The organism is Pseudoclavibacter sp. RFBB5 (genome assembly GCF_002931555.1).
Classification (GTDB): domain Bacteria; phylum Actinomycetota; class Actinomycetes; order Actinomycetales; family Microbacteriaceae; genus Pseudoclavibacter.
The window spans coordinates 1-15243 of record NZ_PSTZ01000004.1 but is presented as its reverse complement, the minus strand read 5'-3'; the positions used below and the strand labels follow the sequence as shown (position 1 = coordinate 15243).

The window sequence follows — 15243 nt, the reverse complement described above, 5'->3', positions numbered from 1 at the left end:
GCCAGGATAGCGCTCCCCCGCCCGCGATCAAGTGCACATCCGCTCGCAGACCTCGATATGCTCACCCTTGCGAGTCCTCCAGGCCCGCAGCTCACAGGTAAGGACTTCAGTGGCACCAGCTGAAGCGTCTTCGGACGCAGCGACCATCGCCTTCTCGGTGAGCGATGGAGTTGCGCTGTCGACGGCCCTCGCACAGCATGTTGCCCGCGAGCAGGGCATCAGGATGCTCGTCATCAAGGGACCGATCTCCGCCGACCTCGGCCTGCGCACTCGCAGGTACTCCACCGACGTCGACATCATCGTCGAACCCACGCGGGCGAAGGACGTCATCGAGGCGCTCGCCGTCTACGGCTGGACGCCGCGCCCATGGCCCGACTTCCCGAAGCTCCTCGAGCAGCACTCGCGCACCCTCATCCACGAGTCCTGGCCCAACGACATCGACGTGCACCACTACTGGCCCGGGTTCCTCGGCGGCCCGCAGAGCGCCTTCGACCGGCTTTGGCTGCACCGCATCCGGGTCAACGTCGCCGGACACCCCATCGACACCCCGACATCGCCGGCATCGCCCTTGTACTCGCGCTCCACTCCCTGCGCGAGGAGGGCCAGGTCTCAGACGACTCTCGACAGATGACGGAGTACACGGAACTCGTCGAGGCCCTCAAGCGAATGCAGGGCACCGACTCCGAGTACATCGCCGGGGCGCGCACAACAGCCTCGCTCTCCGAGCAGATCCTCCAGGACGCGGTCGGCACCGACTCCACGCAGACCGCGCGCCGCTTCCTCATCGATCCGGGCACGACGTGCCGCTCGTGCCGAACTCAGCGGCGAGCGAGCCCCTGCGACTCTGGCGTCTCAACGCGAAGGCCGAGCACGCGATGACGGGGTGGATGCTCAAGCTGCAGCGCGCGCCGCTGCTCGAGAAGCCCGGCATCGCCGCGCGCGCATTCTTCCCCGCACGCGCAGACCTCGAGGCGATCGACCCCGACCTCCGCAACGCTGCCATCAGCCTCCGGCAAGCCTGGTGGAGGCGTGTGAGCCGAGCGCTCCACGGCATCGTGCAGGCTCGCCGCGACCTGCGCGCCTTCGACGAGCGCTGAGACGAGCGCTGACGTTCCGCCTCAGGCTCAGTCAGCGGCCGTCTGGGCGTTCCGCTGCTGCAGCAGGCGCGCATCGAGCAGCTGCGCCACGAATGTCAGCACCTGCTCCCCGATGACCTGCTCGTCCAACTCGTAGTCGTCGGCGAGCTCACGCACGATGAGGCGCAGCGAACGCTGTCCGCCGAGCTCGTCCCAGATGACCGCCGCGGTGCCGCTCAGCAAGAGCGGCTTGCAGTCGATATCCGTCAGCGACAGGACGGTGACATCACCGCTCTCGTCGTCCCTGACCAGCGCAAGCGACTCGACCGTGGCGACGACGGCGTCGAAGAGCTCGCCGCTCACTCCAAGCCGCTCGCCTGTCCCCTGGTCCATCCCGCCAGCCTACTGTTCAGCCGGGATGCTCGGAACGCGTCACGGCCATACACGAGCAAAGCGGCGGCGATCCACGTCGTGGACCACCGCCGCTCCAGGCAGCTTCGGGAGAACCCCTAGTAGGCGCCCTCGCTCGCGACGACCGCGCGGGCCGTGCGGAAGAGGATGACGAAGTCGCCGGCCATCGACCAGTTCTCGACGTAGTAGAGGTCGAGGCGCACGGTCTCTTCCCACGTGAGGTTCGAGCGTCCGCTGACCTGCCACAGACCCGTGATGCCCGGCTTCACCATGAAGCGACGGTGCACGTGGTCCTCGTACTGCTTGACCTCACGGTCCAGCGGCGGGCGGGGACCGACGAGCGACATGGAACCGCCGAAGACGTTGAACAGCTGCGGGAGCTCGTCGATGGAGTATCGGCGGATGAACTTGCCGACCTTGGTGATGCGCGGGTCGTCCTTCATCTTGAAGAGGATGTCGTTGCCCGCGTCGCGGCGCTCGCTCTGCAGCTTCTTGAGCACCTCTTCGGCGTCGGCGCGCATGCTGCGGAACTTCCACATCGTGAAGCGCTGGCCGCTGTAGCCGACACGCTCCTGCTTGAAGAAGACGCCACCGGGCGACGTGACGGCAACCGCGATCGCCGTTCCGATGAGCAGCGGCGAGAGGACGAGGATGAGAAGACCAGACACGAGGACGTCGAAGGCACGCTTGAGCAGGAGGCCCATGCGCGTGAACTTCGGGGAGTCGACGTGGAGCAGCGGGAGGCCCGCGACCGGGCGCGTGACGATGCGGGGGCCGCCGACGTCGAGCAGGCCCGGGGCGACGATGAGGAAGTGGCGGTCCGGGTGCAGGTCCCAGCCCACCTCGCGCAGCCACTGCGTCGAGGTGACGTCGTTGCCGGCGATGACCACGGTGTCGGCGCCGATGGCGTCAAGCGACCCCGCGAGGTCTTCCGGGTTTCCACCGACTGGCACGTCGGTGCCGGGAAGGAAGTCAGGAGCGTTCGGGTCGAGCTCACCGCTCTTGCCGTCGATGAGGCAGGCGCCCACGACGCTGTAGCCGGCAGCCTCACGACGCGACAGGTCTCGGTTGAGGTCGAGCACCGAGTAGCGCGAGCCGACGAGCAGCACGCGAGCCTGCAGGTTGCCGCCCTTGCGCTGACGGACGAGCCACTGGCGGCCGATCCAGCGCGAGAGTACGAGCGCGACCGTGCCGACCGGGAACGCGATGAGCACGTATCCGCGGGCGAGTTCGAATGCGGTGAGGTACGCGAAGATCGACACGATCCCCGCGAGCATGAGCGACGCGTTGAAGACACCCCGGTACTCCTCGAAGCCGGAGCCGAGGATGCGGTAGTCGCGGGTATCGAAGAGGGAGAGCATCCAAGCCCAGCCAGCGACGATGACGGCGGACACGAGCCAGTAGGAGACATCGATGTCGATGATGGCGTTGCCGCCAGCGGGAACGGCCGCGTTGCCGCCGCCGAGCCAGACGAGCTGAGCGCCCAGCATGACCACGGCGAGGACCGCGAGGTCGGTGACGACCAGCAGGCGTGCGTAGCCCCGACGCCAGTTGGCGCGGCGCTTGAGCGTGCGCTGCACGCGGGCGTTCGGCTCCGCGGCAGTCTGCGCGAAGTGCGGCTCGACCGAGGGCAGTGAAGCGCTGTCGCGAGTGTCGTCGGTCGTCACGACCGGGATCTGCGCGGTAGCGGGCCCTGAGGAGGGAGGCGTCACGTGTGCTCCAATAAGAGATGAGTACTTCTTGGTGCGCACACCGCTTGGGGGCAACGGCTATGCGCTTCGGGTCTCCGCCGCCACTGGCCGCGCTCTGTTCGGGCCTGTGGCTCGTCATAGAGATCCTGGGTGCCAACTGAGACTATCCCAACGTTCACGCATAACGAAAGGGTTACCCCGGTCTTTTTTGCGCATCGTGGGCGTGTTTTCCTGGCCGAAACATGTTCGGTGTGCATTCACGTCGCAGATGAATCGAAATGCGACGCTCACTGAGGCCCGCTGGCCTGAATCGTGCTCGAAACGTTGCCCGTGTCATACTCGCCTGCATGGAGCAGACCCCAGGCCAGGCTTCGTCGCGCCCCCGAAGCGACGACGACGCCCTCTCAGATCTCTTCGAGCACGACGCAGCCGGCAGCTCGGACGGCACCCGCAGGGGTGCGCGCGAGGACGGGAAGAAGAAGCGTCGCGGCCCGAAGATCCTGCTGTGGACGCTCGTCGGTGTGCTGGTCGTTGCAGTCGCAACGGCGGGCATCATCTGGTGGAACGTGAAGAGCACGTTCGACGGCATCGAGAAGATCGAGGACGTCTTCCCGGACGAGGCCGGCCGGCCGGCCCAGATCGAGACGACGGCCGGTTCCCCGGTCAACATCCTGCTCCTCGGCAGCGACTCGCGCGCTCCCGGCAGCCCCTCGATCATGACGGACCTCGGCAGCCGCAGCGACACGATGATGCTCGTGCACATCCCCGCTGACCGCAGCGACGTCCAGATCATGTCGATCATGCGCGACAGCTGGCTCGCGATCCCCGGCCACGGTGAGGCCAAGATCAACGCCGCGCTCTCGTTCGGCGGCGTTCCGCTCGTCGTTCAGACCGTCGAGGGGCTGCTCGGGCAGCGCATCAACCACGTCGCCGTCGTCGACTTCGACGGCTTTGCCGGCATTACCGACACACTCGGCGGCGTCACAATCAATAACGACGTCGCGTTCAACTCCTCGCACATGAAGGGCAAGACGTTCGAAGCTGGTCCCATCACCCTGACGGGCGAGGAAGCGCTGGCCTTCGTACGAGAGCGTTACGCCTTCACCGACGGCGACTACCAGCGCGTGCGCAACCAGCAGGCATGGCTGAAGGCGGTGCTCGACAAGATGCTCAGCGCTGAGACGCTTACGGATCCGGGCAAGATCAACAACATCATCACGCAGTTCACGCCCTACGTCGGCGTCAGCGACTCCCTCGATCTGACCACGATGGCGAACCTGGGCTTCTCGATGCGCGACATCCGCGGCAGCAACGTTCGGAGCTTCACCCTGCCGACGAACGGCACCGGCATGGTCGGTGACCAGTCCGTCGTCTTCCTGGACACGGTGAGCATCGCCGACCTCAAGCAGCACCTCGCGGCCGACACAGTCAGCGAGTACCAGCCGACGGGACGCTAGCGCGTCCTCGCCGCTCTGCGCCTGAATGCCCCGCTCATCCTGTTGGATGCGCGGAGCATTCGCGTTGGCAGGCGCCGGCCGCGACGGCTCCGCCGGAGCAAGGCGGGGACCGTCCAAGCGGGTCAGCTCGCCGTGCAGAGGATCTGCTGCGAGTTGACGTTAGCTACTGAAATACGTTCCCAAGGCGCTCTTTGTCCGCACTCGCCGGTCCAGTGAAGCGGACGAGTCCGGGAGAGGCAACACGCCGCTGCCGGTAAAGAGGATCTGCGGACCGACGGCGATGTGATTTCGGGGGATCCGCCGCCAAGAGAAACCCCGGTCAGCTCAGACTCTGCGCGCCGCAGTTGCGGAGGCGCTAGAAGTGGTGACCTGTGAGGTTGTGAACGCGGTCCGAGGGTGGTTGGCCGCCGATTCCGGTGCGGGGTCTGCGGTGATTGTGGTGATGGAACCAGGTGTAGTAGGTCGCGGCCCTGGCTTCATCGCTGGCATAGGTGTGCGCGTAGGCCCGTTCGGTGGCGAGGGTTCGGTTGAAGCGCTCGGCTTTGCCGTACGTTTGAGGTGGGTAGGCGAGAGTCCGGCGGTGTTTGATGTCCGTGGCTTGGCGGGCGTCTCGAAAAGCGTGGGATCGGCAACAAGATCCGTTGTCCGAGATAACCTCGGTGACCGTGATCCCGAGGCTAGCGAAGTAGGCCCGAGCGCGTGTCCAGAAACTGGCCTCGGTTTCCTTGTGCTCGTTCTTGAGGATCTCCGAGTACGCGAGCTTAGAGTAGTTATCGGCGGCGCGATGCAAGTGAGCGTATCCAACGCCATGGTGACGCTTCCGGATCACACGATCACACTTCCCAGGTCAATACATCTAGAAGGCGTCGACGTTGATATCGACTGACATCAATGCCGAGGCGAGCGGCGCAGCGGCCGCGGCGACGAGGACGAGAGCGTCCGTGCCGCAGCCCTCGTCGTTCGGAGCGGGAATGTGCGGTTTGGAGCGTGGAGAACACTGCCCCTGCGAGCCTTTGCTCCGCGGGGGGGGGTGTCCCTATGGTCTTGTCAAGCGGCAAGGGCTAGGGGTGGTTGGTAGATGGTGCCGTCTCGGAGCATGGCGTAGAGAACGTCGCAGCGTCGCCGAGCAAGCGCAATGAGGGCTTGGTTGTCGCGCTTGCCCTGCGCGCGCTTCCGGTCGTAGTACGACCTCGAAACCGGGTCCCGAAGTGCTGCGAAGGCTGACAGGAACAGGGCCCGTTTCAGGATCTTGTTCCCGCGCCGGGAAGCGTGCTCGCCCCGGATCGAGGACCCCGAGCGTCTCGTCACGGGCGCGAGCCCGGCGTAAGACGCGAGGTGACCGGCTGACGCGAACGACTTCCCGGCGACCTCGGTGAGGAGCCTCGCTGCGGTCCTGACGCCGACTCCCGGCATGCTCGTCAGGACCGGCTGAAGAGGGTGCGCGTCAACGAGCCGCTCAACCTCGATCGCGATCTCCGCGCGCTGCGTGCGGAGGTCCTCGAGTTGCTTCGCGAGGCGCGGCAGGACGACGCTCGCGGCGTTCGTGCCGACGACCACGACCGTCTGCTCGGAGAGCGCCTGCATGATCTCTCCCGCGAGGCGCTTGCCCATGCGCGGCGCGAGCTTCACGAGCCGGTTGCCGAGACGTGTCGGGCCGAGCTTCGCGAGATCGGATGGAGCGGGATGACGTTGCAGGAGATCAACGACCGCGGGGTGATCGAGGTGCGGGCCAAGCACTCGCTCGAGTGCTGGATGGATCTGCGTGAGCAGGCCCCGGATGCGGTTGCTCGTCGCGGTCACCTGCCCCGCGAGATCGTCATCGAACCCGCAGAGCATGCTCAGTTCCGCGACGTGCTCGTCCGCGAGCTGAATCGACCGGAGGGCGTGCGGAAGCGAACGCGCAGCCTCCGCGATGATCGCCGCGTCTCTCGCGTCCGTTTTCGCTTCCCCCGCGTGAAGGTCCGCGATGCGGCGCATCGCGAGCCCCGGCAAGTAGCCGACGAGGACGCTCGCGTCCTGCGCGACCACGATCGGCAGCGCCCCAATCGTCGCGGGCTGATCGACCACGAACAGCAGCGTCCCGTGGTCCTTCAAACCGTCGATGAGCGCGCGCAGCTTGCCCTCGTCGTTGGGTAGCGCTTTGTCGAACAGGCGCTTCCCGGCGCGGTCGATCGCGACGGCGTGATGCTCGCCTTTGCCGACATCGACACCGATGAACACGTCGACGCTGTCGTGCCCGATGATGCTTGTTTCCATCAGCCCTTCCCCTTTTCGAACTCGGTTGCAGTGTTGGCCGAACCAAGCGGCGGCGAGTCTCGACATCCACGTTACGAACGACACTCGGCATCACGCCGGGCCCTGTCCCTATCAGCGATCACAAGCCGCCAAACCAGGCTCGGTGACAACACCCCCCCAGATCATCAACGACAGGGGGCAGGAATCATGCCGAGCCCGGGATGGCCAACCCCCTCCAAGGATCCCTCCTCAACCGGGCAGGAAGAAAGTAACGGGGGACGCTCACCGAGTCTCGTCTGGGATCTCAGCGAATCGAATCAGCATTGTCGATAGAAGTGGCCTTCGGCGCCCACCCCAACGAGATCCCGGTCACGGATGATCGTGAGCGGCGCACGGTCGGGGTCGCCGCACACCGCATCCGTCGAGATCACGCCCGCGGCGCCCGCCGCTGGTAGGTTGTCGAGGTACTCGATCTGCAGCACGTGCTCGCCATAGGCAGCCGAGTACGTGCCGCACTCCCCGTCCGCACTGCACTCCTCGGTGACGGCGAAGTCGAAGCCGAGCTCATCGCGCCCGCGGTCGGCGAGCTCGGCACTGTTCTTCTGGCCGATCGCGAGACCGGATGCGTGCGCCGCATCGACGTAGGCGCGTGCGAGGTCGATTGCACCGGTTTCATCGATGCCGTCGAACCGCGTGAATGTGTCGAGGTTGTCGATCTCGACGGCGTCGAACCCGACGTCCGCGCATCTGCTGATGATGGGCTCGATGACGGTGAGGATACCGTCGCGCTGCCCGGCAGTGGAGGGGTCGAGGATGTACTCGTCGGGCCAGTCCGGGTCGATGGCCGGCTCGCCCACGGCGTCTCGCAGCAGCAGGTCGCCGCGCTCCCCCAGCCACTCCTCCGACTCCCTCGGCTGGGTCTGAAAGCCGTTGACGTAGCAGATGTTGTAGGCGCCGGGTTCCGGGAGCGCCGTCGAATCGCGGGCGACGACGTCGAGGCTGCCCTCGACCTCGTACGACTCCCCAAGCTGGTAGTTGAAGGTGCCAGACGCCGGCGGGAGCACGACTCCTGTCCCTGTCTCCGAGTCGAGAGCGTCACCGCCGGGTCCGCCCGGCGCGCATCCCGCCAGCGCCGCGGACGCACCAAAGGTGACGAGGGCGACTGCAAGCGCGCGGGAGAATCGCATGGCATCATCATGCGGCACGCTGAGGCGAGCTCGCTGCGGGCCTGACAGTTTTAGAGACCCGAGTCCGACCACAGCCCCGGGTTACCGCGCCCCACCTTGATGGCGTCATCTCGCGACGAGACGCCGAGCTTCTTGAAGAGGCTCCGCAACTGCGTCTTCACCGTGTTGGGCGAGACGTGCTCGAGGGTGGCGATGTCGTTGAGCTTCCGCGACTGGAGGAGGTGCCTCAGCACCACGCGTTCACGCGCGGTAAGCTTGATCTCCGGCTCAACGGCTGGCGCGTCCGTGTGCAGCTCGGCAATCAGCGCCCGCCGCACCTGGTGAGCGTTTAGCTGCACGCCGCTGCTCAGGCACAGCGCTTCGTACTCCGCGTCCCCGAAACGCATCAGCACGCCGTTGAAGCCCTGCTCGGCGACCATGGTCGTCAGGGTCCGGAACAGCGCCGCGGCACGCGCTGTCGCACCTGCGCGCATATGGATGACCGTCGCGGCGGCGAGCAGCTCCATGCCGACGCGCAGACTGCGGCCCCCGGCCGGGACCGACTCCATGACGGCCACCGCTTGAACGTGCTCACCGGCACGCACGAGCCTCCACACGTGGGCGATCAGTGCAGCCTGCCGGTGGAGCTCGCTGTCGCCCGCTTCGAGGGCCGCGAGCGACTCGGCGGCTCCGCGCGCATCCTTCAATGCGAGACGGATGCCGACGTCCGAGAAGCGCAGCGCACAGCCGTTCAGCCCGTCCTCCGAGAGATGCGCTGGACGCGCGCGGATAGCGGCGCGGTTCCTCAGCGACTGCGCGAGGGGATCGCCGCGGAGCACCTCGAGGCGCGAGGCCACGCCGAGACGAAGCGCCCACTGCTCTGGAGCGACCTCATCACCGGGGTCCTTCGCGAGCCACGCCCGAGCCTCTTCGACGTTCAGCTCGTCGATCGCGATGTTGGCCGCCGCGAGCACCCCCATCACGGTGACCGCGTCACCCGGACCGCCGTCACCCCCCCCTGGGCCCCCGAGTCCGCCGTTCAGCGCGGTCGGCTGGCGCCGAAGCCACGAACGGGCCAGCACGAAGTCGCCCGTGAGGCTATGGACGAGGGCGATCGACCCGGCGGCTGCGGTAGCCATGCGGTCGCTGTCGAACGCGACGGCGTCATCGTAGGCGGACTCGAACTCGGTCAGCGCGGCGCGGATGTCTCCCGCGAACAGCAGACTCGTGGCCCACTGCACGCGCAGCCCCGGCAGCAGTGGACGAAGCGTGCGCACCTCGGCCGGTGACGCCCCATTGACCGCCTCGATCGCGGTCGCGGCGAACGCAGCGGCGCCGCGGAAATGCCCTTGACCTCGTTCGTGCGCCGTCTGACCCGTGAACTGCGCCAGGTCGTCGATGAGCTCGCCCGCCTCGTTCGGCTGCGCGGCCTCGAAGTCGAAGCGCACCCGACGCACGCGCCCGTCGTCCGGCGCGAAGTTCAGATACTGCCGAGCCGCGGACCAGCGCGACTTGGCCTCGAGCACGGCATCGGGAAGCGCGTTCACCACCTCGCGCATCGCGGCGCGTGACGTGCGCAGCAGCGACGACCAGTGCTGCTCGAGGAGCTGCGTCACCGATTCCCAGTCGCCACGGGACTGCGCCTCGACGATCCGCTCGATGGGTGCCGGAGCCGGAACTACCTCGCGAGACCGCGACCGATCGTGGGCGCGCTGTCCAGCGCCGTTCATCGGCAGGAACACGGGGGCAGCGCCGGGCAACGGTCGGCGGCCCAATGTGCCGCGGATGCACTCGCATGCGGATCGAAGGAGCGCACGTAGCTCTCGGGAGTCACCGTGCCGAACGACACCATGCCCGTGAATGCGGCCGAAGCGACAGCTGTTGGAACCGTGGCAGCAGCCGCGATGACGGGTGCGGTCCACACGGCGGCCGTGAGCAGACGGCGGCGGCTGGGCAACTCGGGCGGGGCGCGGTGGGACACGGGAGATTCCTCCAGGTCTGAGGCGAAGAGCTGCCGATGAGCGGAGCTCGAGGGTGCGGGACACCCTCCGACGAGACTACCGGCCCCTCGTCTCGTCGGCACCGGGGCCGTTCGGACGCGTCGGACGCGTCGTGCGCTCAACCCCACCATCGGCGTGATCGTCCCCGTGCTGCAGGCGGATCTGCCGCCCCTCGGTGACATCCCTCTCCTCCTTCGCCGCGGCCTTGTCGCTCCGCTTCGTGTCGCGCGGCGGCAGCTGAAGCGTCTCCTCCGCCGCGATGCCCGCCTGTAGCTGACGTCCGCGCTCGAGCTCAGCATCGAACTCGGCACCGAACAGCAGCGCGTTGTTCGCGATCCAGATCCAGAGCAGGAAGATGATCACACCCGCAAGCGACCCGTACGTCTTGTCGTAGTTGGAGAAGTTCGCGACGTAGAACCCGAACCCGACCGTGGCGATCGCCAGCACGAGGATCGCGAGGAACGCGCCCATGCTCATCCACCGGAACTTGGGCTGCTTCGCGTTGGGGGTCGCGTAGTAGAGCACCGCGACGACGAGGACGATCACGAACGCCAGCACGGGCCACTTCGCGATCGACCAGACGGTCGTCACGGTCTCGCCCAGGCCGAGCGCACTGCCGATCGCCTCGGTGACCGGGCCGGAGATGACGAGGATGACGCCGGCGATCGCGACGAGCACGATGCCGATGAGCGTCACGAGCAGCTGCTGCGGCTTCAGCTTCCAGAATGGCCGCCCCTCCTCGATCTCGTAGATGCGGTTCATGCCGCGACTGAACGCGCCCACGTAACCGGACGCCGACCAGATCGCGACGAGGAGACCGGACACGAGCGCGAACCCGGCGGCCGGCGACGACGCGAACTGCTCGATGGGGCCGCGGGTCACGTCGGACGCGCCACCCGGAGCCGCCTCGTCGACGATGCCGAGGATCGCATCCGCCGCCGCCTGGCCCTGACCGATGACGCCGAGCAGCGAGAACACGGCGATCAGCGCCGGGAACAGCGCCAGCACGAAGTAGTAGGTGAGCGACGCCGCGATGTCAGTGCACTGGTCGGACGAGAACTCGCGGATCGTCTTCGTGAAGACGTACTTCCACGACCGCTTCTTGATGTCGGTCGGCGAGTCCGGCTTGCGCGCGTCATCCGGGTCGGGCGCGCCCTGCTTCTCGTTGGTGGATGCTGCGGTCGAGTTCGACGTGGCCATCTCCGTGTTCCTCTGCTCTGCTCTGCTGCAACTGCTGGTGGGAAGTGACAGCGGGCCGCGCATCGATCGGGGGTGGATGCGCGGCCCGCTGCCGGTTCGACGCCGAGGAGGTCCTCGGCTGATTGTGGGGGTCAGCGCATCAGGAGCCAGCGCCCTGCACGTTGTCGCGCGCGTCCTGGGCCGACCCCTGGACGCGCTCGGCGGACGACGTGGCGTCGGACTTCACGGTGCCAGCGGCAGACTGCGCGTCGCCCTTCACCGTGTCGGCCGCAGACTGCGCGTCCGTCCTGACGTGCTCGGCCGCGTCCATCGCGGTCTCTCGGACGGCACCGACGGCGTCGGTTGCGGGCTGCTTCAGCTCCTGCGCGACGTCCTGAGCCGCACCCTTGACCTCGTCGACGAGCGGCTGCGCGGCGTCCTTCGCCTTCGAGGCCGCCTCCTTCTCGGGCTCGCTGGCGGGGATCAGGGAGGAGACGAGCAGGCCCAGGCCGAACGCCACGAGGCCGACGGCGAGCGGGTTGCCCTTCGCCTTGCGCACGGCGGCGCGCTTGGCGTCGGTGACCCCGTCGCTCGCCGACGACGTCGCGCCGTGCAGCGAGTCGGCCGCGTCGTCGCGGGCGCCCATGATGGAGTCGCGCACCGAGCCGAGCTTGTCCTTCACCTTCTCCGTCTGCCGGTCGACGATGTTGGACGGCGTGACCTTGTCTGCGAGCGCATCCACGTCGGAGCCGAGGGTGCTGCGGGTGCGCTCGATGTCAGCGCGGATCTGGTCTGGGTCAGTGCTCATCGGTGGTCTCCGTTCGGGTTGAGCGTGTCTGGGATCTCTTTGATGGTGGCGACCGTCTGCGGGGCCCCTTCGACGTCCTTGAGCTTGCTGCGGCCCACGGCGAAGAGGATCGCGGCGACGATGCCGTAGACGACGGCCACGACGACCGCCGACCAGGCGTTGCCGATGAGATAGCCGAGGCCCCACCAGGCGGCGATCGACAGGAACAGCAGCGCCATGATGCCCGCGTAGCCGGCGCCGCCGAGGAGGCCCGCGCCCTTGCCGGTCTTCTTCGCCGTGTCGGTGAGTTCGGCCTTCGCGAGCGCCACCTCTTGGCGCATGAGCGTCGAGATGTCGGTGCTGACGCGGCCGAGCAGGTCACCCAGCGACACGTCAGACGCGTTCTGTGGCGGATGCTGCGGCGGGGGTGCCGGGTATTCGCTGGTCATGGGAGGCCCCCTCAGAATCCGGTTCCGCGGTTCGGAACGCCGTCGATGCCAGGGCCGGGGAGGCCCGTCCGCTCACCGAGCGAGACCTCGTCGATGGGGCCAGGCGAGACGGTCGTGGACTCCGTCTGCACGTTGTTCGCGATCCGCTCCCCCTCCGTGCCGCCCTCTCGGCCGGTGACCGACGAGGCCGCTCGAGACGAGTCTGCGGACGCGCTGCGCCCGGTCAGCTCGTCCACCTTGTCGTCCTTCGCGGCCTCCGCGATCGACCGGGTGAGGCGCCCCGCGACAAGACCCGTGACGGCGGCGATCGCGATGAACGCGAGCGGCTTGCGACGCGCGAACGAGCGCACGTCGTCGAGCACACCGCTCGGGTTGCGGTCCCCGAGCCACGCCCCCACCGCACCGGTGGTGTCCGCGGCGCGGCGCACCAGCTCGGTGGCGAGGCCGTCGCCCTCCGAGTTGCTGACCATGTTGCGGAACTCTCCGCTCAGCGACTTGAGCCCCGTCGCCGCGCGCTCCTGCTGTTGCGTGGCCTGCGAGTTCAGCTGATGCATCGACTCCGAGTAGAGGGAGGCGAGCTGGCTCTTCGCCTCGCCAGCGACGTTGCGTGCCTCTTCCTTCGCGGTCCCGGCAACGTTCCGGGCCTCCTCCTTCGCGGTCCCTGCGACGTTCCGTGCTTCGTCTCTCGCGGTACCCGCGACGTTCCTCGCTTCGTCCGTCGCGGTGTCCTTCAGCTGGGAGGCCTGCTCCTTGGCAGCATCCGTTCGCGAGTCGCCACCGGTGGGCTGGCCGCCAGCGGCGCTGGCGCCAGCGCTTGCGGGTGAGAACGTCACGTCCTCGGTGACGCCCGGCTCGAAGACGGTGCCGTCCTCGTGAACCTGCGGGGAGCTCTCGGGAGGGAGGGCGCCTCCGTGCCGGGGCGTGTCCGGGACGGTGAATGGTGTGTCGTTCGACATGGTGTTCCTTTCAGTGCGTTCGTCGTACGGACTGGATGGCGATCGTTACTTCTTGCTGAACGTGTCCTTCACCGCACCGGCCACCTTCTCCATCGTGTTCGGCATCGGCGTCGTGCCGTAGAAGCGCTCGTCAGGCACGGTCGGTGGCGGCATCGGCACGCTGGTCGTCGGGCCGTCGTGGTACGTGAACTCGCCCTTCCCATCCGGGGTCGGACCGCTCGCCCACGAGCCCTCGCTGGCCGCCGCGCCGTCGGAGAAGTTGAGGTACTGGTACGACACGTCGCGCTCCTCCTTCTTGATCGGGAAGTTGCTCGGCACCGGCAGGTCCTCCTTGCCCTCGGCCCGCAGCTCGTTCGCCGCTGCGATCCACTGGTTCTGATGCATGGTGTCGCGGGCGAGCAGGAACGAGAGCATGTCCCGCACACCGGGGTCGTCGGTCATGTTGTAGAGACGCGCGACCTGCACGCGGCCCTGCATCTCCGCGTTCGCGTTGGCCGTGAAGTCGGCGAGCAGGTTGCCGCTCGCCGTGATGTAGGACCCCTGCCACGGGTTGCCGTTGCTGTCGACGGGGCGCGCACCGGCGCCAGCGACGATGGCCTGCTGGATGTCGGTGCCACCGACGACTGCGCCGAGGACCGGATCCGCCTTGATGGCCGCTTCGGACTGCTCGATGGGCGCTTTCTCCAGCAGCTGCGCGATCATGATCGCGATCATCTCGACGTGACCGAACTCCTCGGCACCGATGCCGTAGAGCAGGTCGCGGTACTTGCCGGGCTCGTGGGCATTCCACGCCTGGAACCCGTACTGCATGGCCACGGTGATCTCACCGTACTGGCCGCCGAGGATCTCCTGCATCCGCTTCGCCAGGACCGCGTCGGGCTTCGACGGGCTGGCCTTGAACTGCAATTCCTGCTTGTGAAAGAACATGACTTCCTCGCACTCGGGGGACGTTGGTGTTCGCTCGCTCGAAGACGAAGGGGACGAGCGGCACGTCCAACGCTGGCGCGACTTGTGGACCCCAAGAACGGGCTTGAACCTCCAGCAACCTGCTGTTACCCCTCCAGGGCAGGGTCGGAAAATCCCAGGTTGGGTACGCTTTCGCTTTTTCGGAGTGGAGCCTGAAAACGACGTGTGAATAGTGTTCGCAGGATTCCCGCGGACAGGATGCGTACGGTCGCAAGATTGCCGATCGCCGTTGCCCGGCAGCCGCGACGCACGTCACACAACAACGGGCCGGGCATGACGAAGGGCCGGCCGTCAGCCTCAGCTGACAACCGGCCCTTCGTCGCGTGAAGTGGGTTGCGGCTACTCCGAGCGCGACCCGTCGGCGCTGGCGCCGCCCGCACCGACGCTGCCCTCGTTCGAGGTCAGGGGCTGGTCCGTGCCGAGGGCCTCATCTATCGCGCCGTCGGCGGTCGCGCCGCCTGCGCCGACGCTGCCTTCCTCGGGGCCGTCGAGATCATGCGAGTCGTGAACTTCTGCGTTCGACATCGTGGTCCTTTCTGCGCGGCAACCGCCGCGGTGCTGTGGAGGTCGAGAGCGCCCGGCCGGGAGCCGCGCGCACCTCACACTCCCCCGCGCATCCTGCGATCGCCTGGGTGCCACCCGGACGCACGCTGATTCACCGGCACGCACCTGAGTGCTCGACTGCCCCGCCGCCCGCCCGCCGTCCTGCGACAGATGTGGGCCTTGGACCGCTGAATGTGCGCAGCGCGGTGAGCAAGGCCCAGGTCTGCGGATGGGTCTGCAGCAGACCTGGGGGTTGTGCACGCCTCCGCGCGAGCTGCGGTGCGCAAGGCCCAGGTCTGCTGCAGACCCATCCGCAGACCTGGGCCT

General features: G+C 67.5%; 15 protein-coding genes and 1 pseudogene. 4 read left to right on the top strand and 12 right to left on the bottom strand.

All coding sequences use genetic code 11. From position 1 onward, the window contains the following. Positions 1-109 precede the first annotated feature (109 nt). The 3 genes from C5B97_RS04740 to C5B97_RS04730 are packed head-to-tail and all read left to right on the top strand — an operon-like array spanning position 110 to position 1097. Complete coding sequence (locus C5B97_RS04740; protein WP_104310997.1) at positions 110-631, top strand: nucleotidyltransferase family protein; 522 nt, start codon at positions 110-112, stop codon at positions 629-631. Next, a complete protein-coding gene (locus C5B97_RS04735; RefSeq protein WP_104310996.1) occupies positions 628-879 on the top strand; it encodes a hypothetical protein in 252 nt (83 codons plus the stop codon). The genes C5B97_RS04740 and C5B97_RS04735 overlap by 4 nt, the downstream gene beginning before the upstream one ends. Next, positions 810-1097, top strand: a complete 288-nt coding sequence (locus C5B97_RS04730; RefSeq protein ID WP_146080719.1) for a hypothetical protein — start codon at positions 810-812, stop codon at positions 1095-1097. Before C5B97_RS04735 ends, C5B97_RS04730 begins: the two co-directional genes overlap by 70 nt. Positions 1098-1124: 27 nt before the next feature. On the opposite strand, the gene C5B97_RS04725 is transcribed toward C5B97_RS04730, so the two are convergent. Both C5B97_RS04725 and C5B97_RS04720 read right to left on the bottom strand, forming a co-directional pair. Beyond that, positions 1125-1469 carry a PqqD family protein gene (locus C5B97_RS04725; RefSeq protein ID WP_104310994.1) on the bottom strand — a complete coding sequence of 115 codons (345 nt, stop codon included), beginning with the start codon at positions 1467-1469 and terminating at the stop codon, positions 1125-1127. A gap of 116 nt (positions 1470-1585) precedes the next feature. Next, entirely contained in the window at positions 1586-3199 is a 1614-nt protein-coding gene (locus tag C5B97_RS04720) for a sugar transferase (RefSeq protein WP_258067961.1), read from the bottom strand. Positions 3200-3525: 326 nt separating this feature from the next. Between C5B97_RS04720 and C5B97_RS04715 the strand changes: the two genes are divergently transcribed. Next, positions 3526-4635, top strand: a complete 1110-nt coding sequence (locus tag C5B97_RS04715; protein WP_104310993.1) for an LCP family protein — start codon at positions 3526-3528, stop codon at positions 4633-4635. A gap of 355 nt (positions 4636-4990) precedes the next feature. On the opposite strand, the pseudogene C5B97_RS04710 reads toward C5B97_RS04715, so the two are convergent. From C5B97_RS04710 to C5B97_RS04665, 10 genes and pseudogenes are all read right to left on the bottom strand, one after another. Then, positions 4991-5443: pseudogene (locus C5B97_RS04710) on the bottom strand (integrase core domain-containing protein); the annotation flags it as partial. 239 nt (positions 5444-5682) lie between these two features. Continuing rightward, on the bottom strand, positions 5683-6891 hold the full coding sequence (locus C5B97_RS04705) for an IS110 family transposase (protein WP_104310991.1): 1209 nt from the start codon (positions 6889-6891) through the stop codon (positions 5683-5685). A gap of 296 nt (positions 6892-7187) precedes the next feature. Continuing rightward, on the bottom strand, positions 7188-8057 hold the full coding sequence (locus tag C5B97_RS04700) for an endo alpha-1,4 polygalactosaminidase (RefSeq protein ID WP_104310990.1): 870 nt from the start codon (positions 8055-8057) through the stop codon (positions 7188-7190). Positions 8058-8107: 50 nt separating this feature from the next. Beyond that, positions 8108-9796, bottom strand: coding sequence for a LuxR C-terminal-related transcriptional regulator (locus C5B97_RS18170; RefSeq protein WP_146080718.1), 1689 nt, complete (start codon positions 9794-9796; stop codon positions 8108-8110). Between the two features lie 297 nt (positions 9797-10093). Then, positions 10094-11236: a YihY/virulence factor BrkB family protein gene (locus C5B97_RS04690; RefSeq protein ID WP_104310988.1), complete on the bottom strand. Its 1143-nt coding sequence runs from the start codon at positions 11234-11236 to the stop codon at positions 10094-10096. 139 nt (positions 11237-11375) lie between these two features. Continuing rightward, positions 11376-12023 carry a DUF3618 domain-containing protein gene (locus C5B97_RS04685; protein WP_104310987.1) on the bottom strand — a complete coding sequence of 216 codons (648 nt, stop codon included), beginning with the start codon at positions 12021-12023 and terminating at the stop codon, positions 11376-11378. Beyond that, positions 12020-12451: a phage holin family protein gene (locus C5B97_RS04680; protein ID WP_104310986.1), complete on the bottom strand. Its 432-nt coding sequence runs from the start codon at positions 12449-12451 to the stop codon at positions 12020-12022. Before C5B97_RS04680 ends, C5B97_RS04685 begins: the two co-directional genes overlap by 4 nt. Positions 12452-12462: 11 nt before the next feature. After that, entirely contained in the window at positions 12463-13407 is a 945-nt protein-coding gene (locus tag C5B97_RS04675; RefSeq protein ID WP_104310985.1) for a hypothetical protein, read from the bottom strand. A gap of 45 nt (positions 13408-13452) precedes the next feature. Further along, the gene (locus C5B97_RS04670) at positions 13453-14334 is read right to left on the bottom strand and encodes a manganese catalase family protein (RefSeq protein ID WP_104310984.1); all 882 of its coding nucleotides are present in this window, start codon (positions 14332-14334) and stop codon (positions 13453-13455) included. Positions 14335-14712: 378 nt separating this feature from the next. After that, entirely contained in the window at positions 14713-14898 is a 186-nt protein-coding gene (locus C5B97_RS04665) for a hypothetical protein (protein WP_104310983.1), read from the bottom strand. Positions 14899-15243 lie beyond the last annotated feature (345 nt).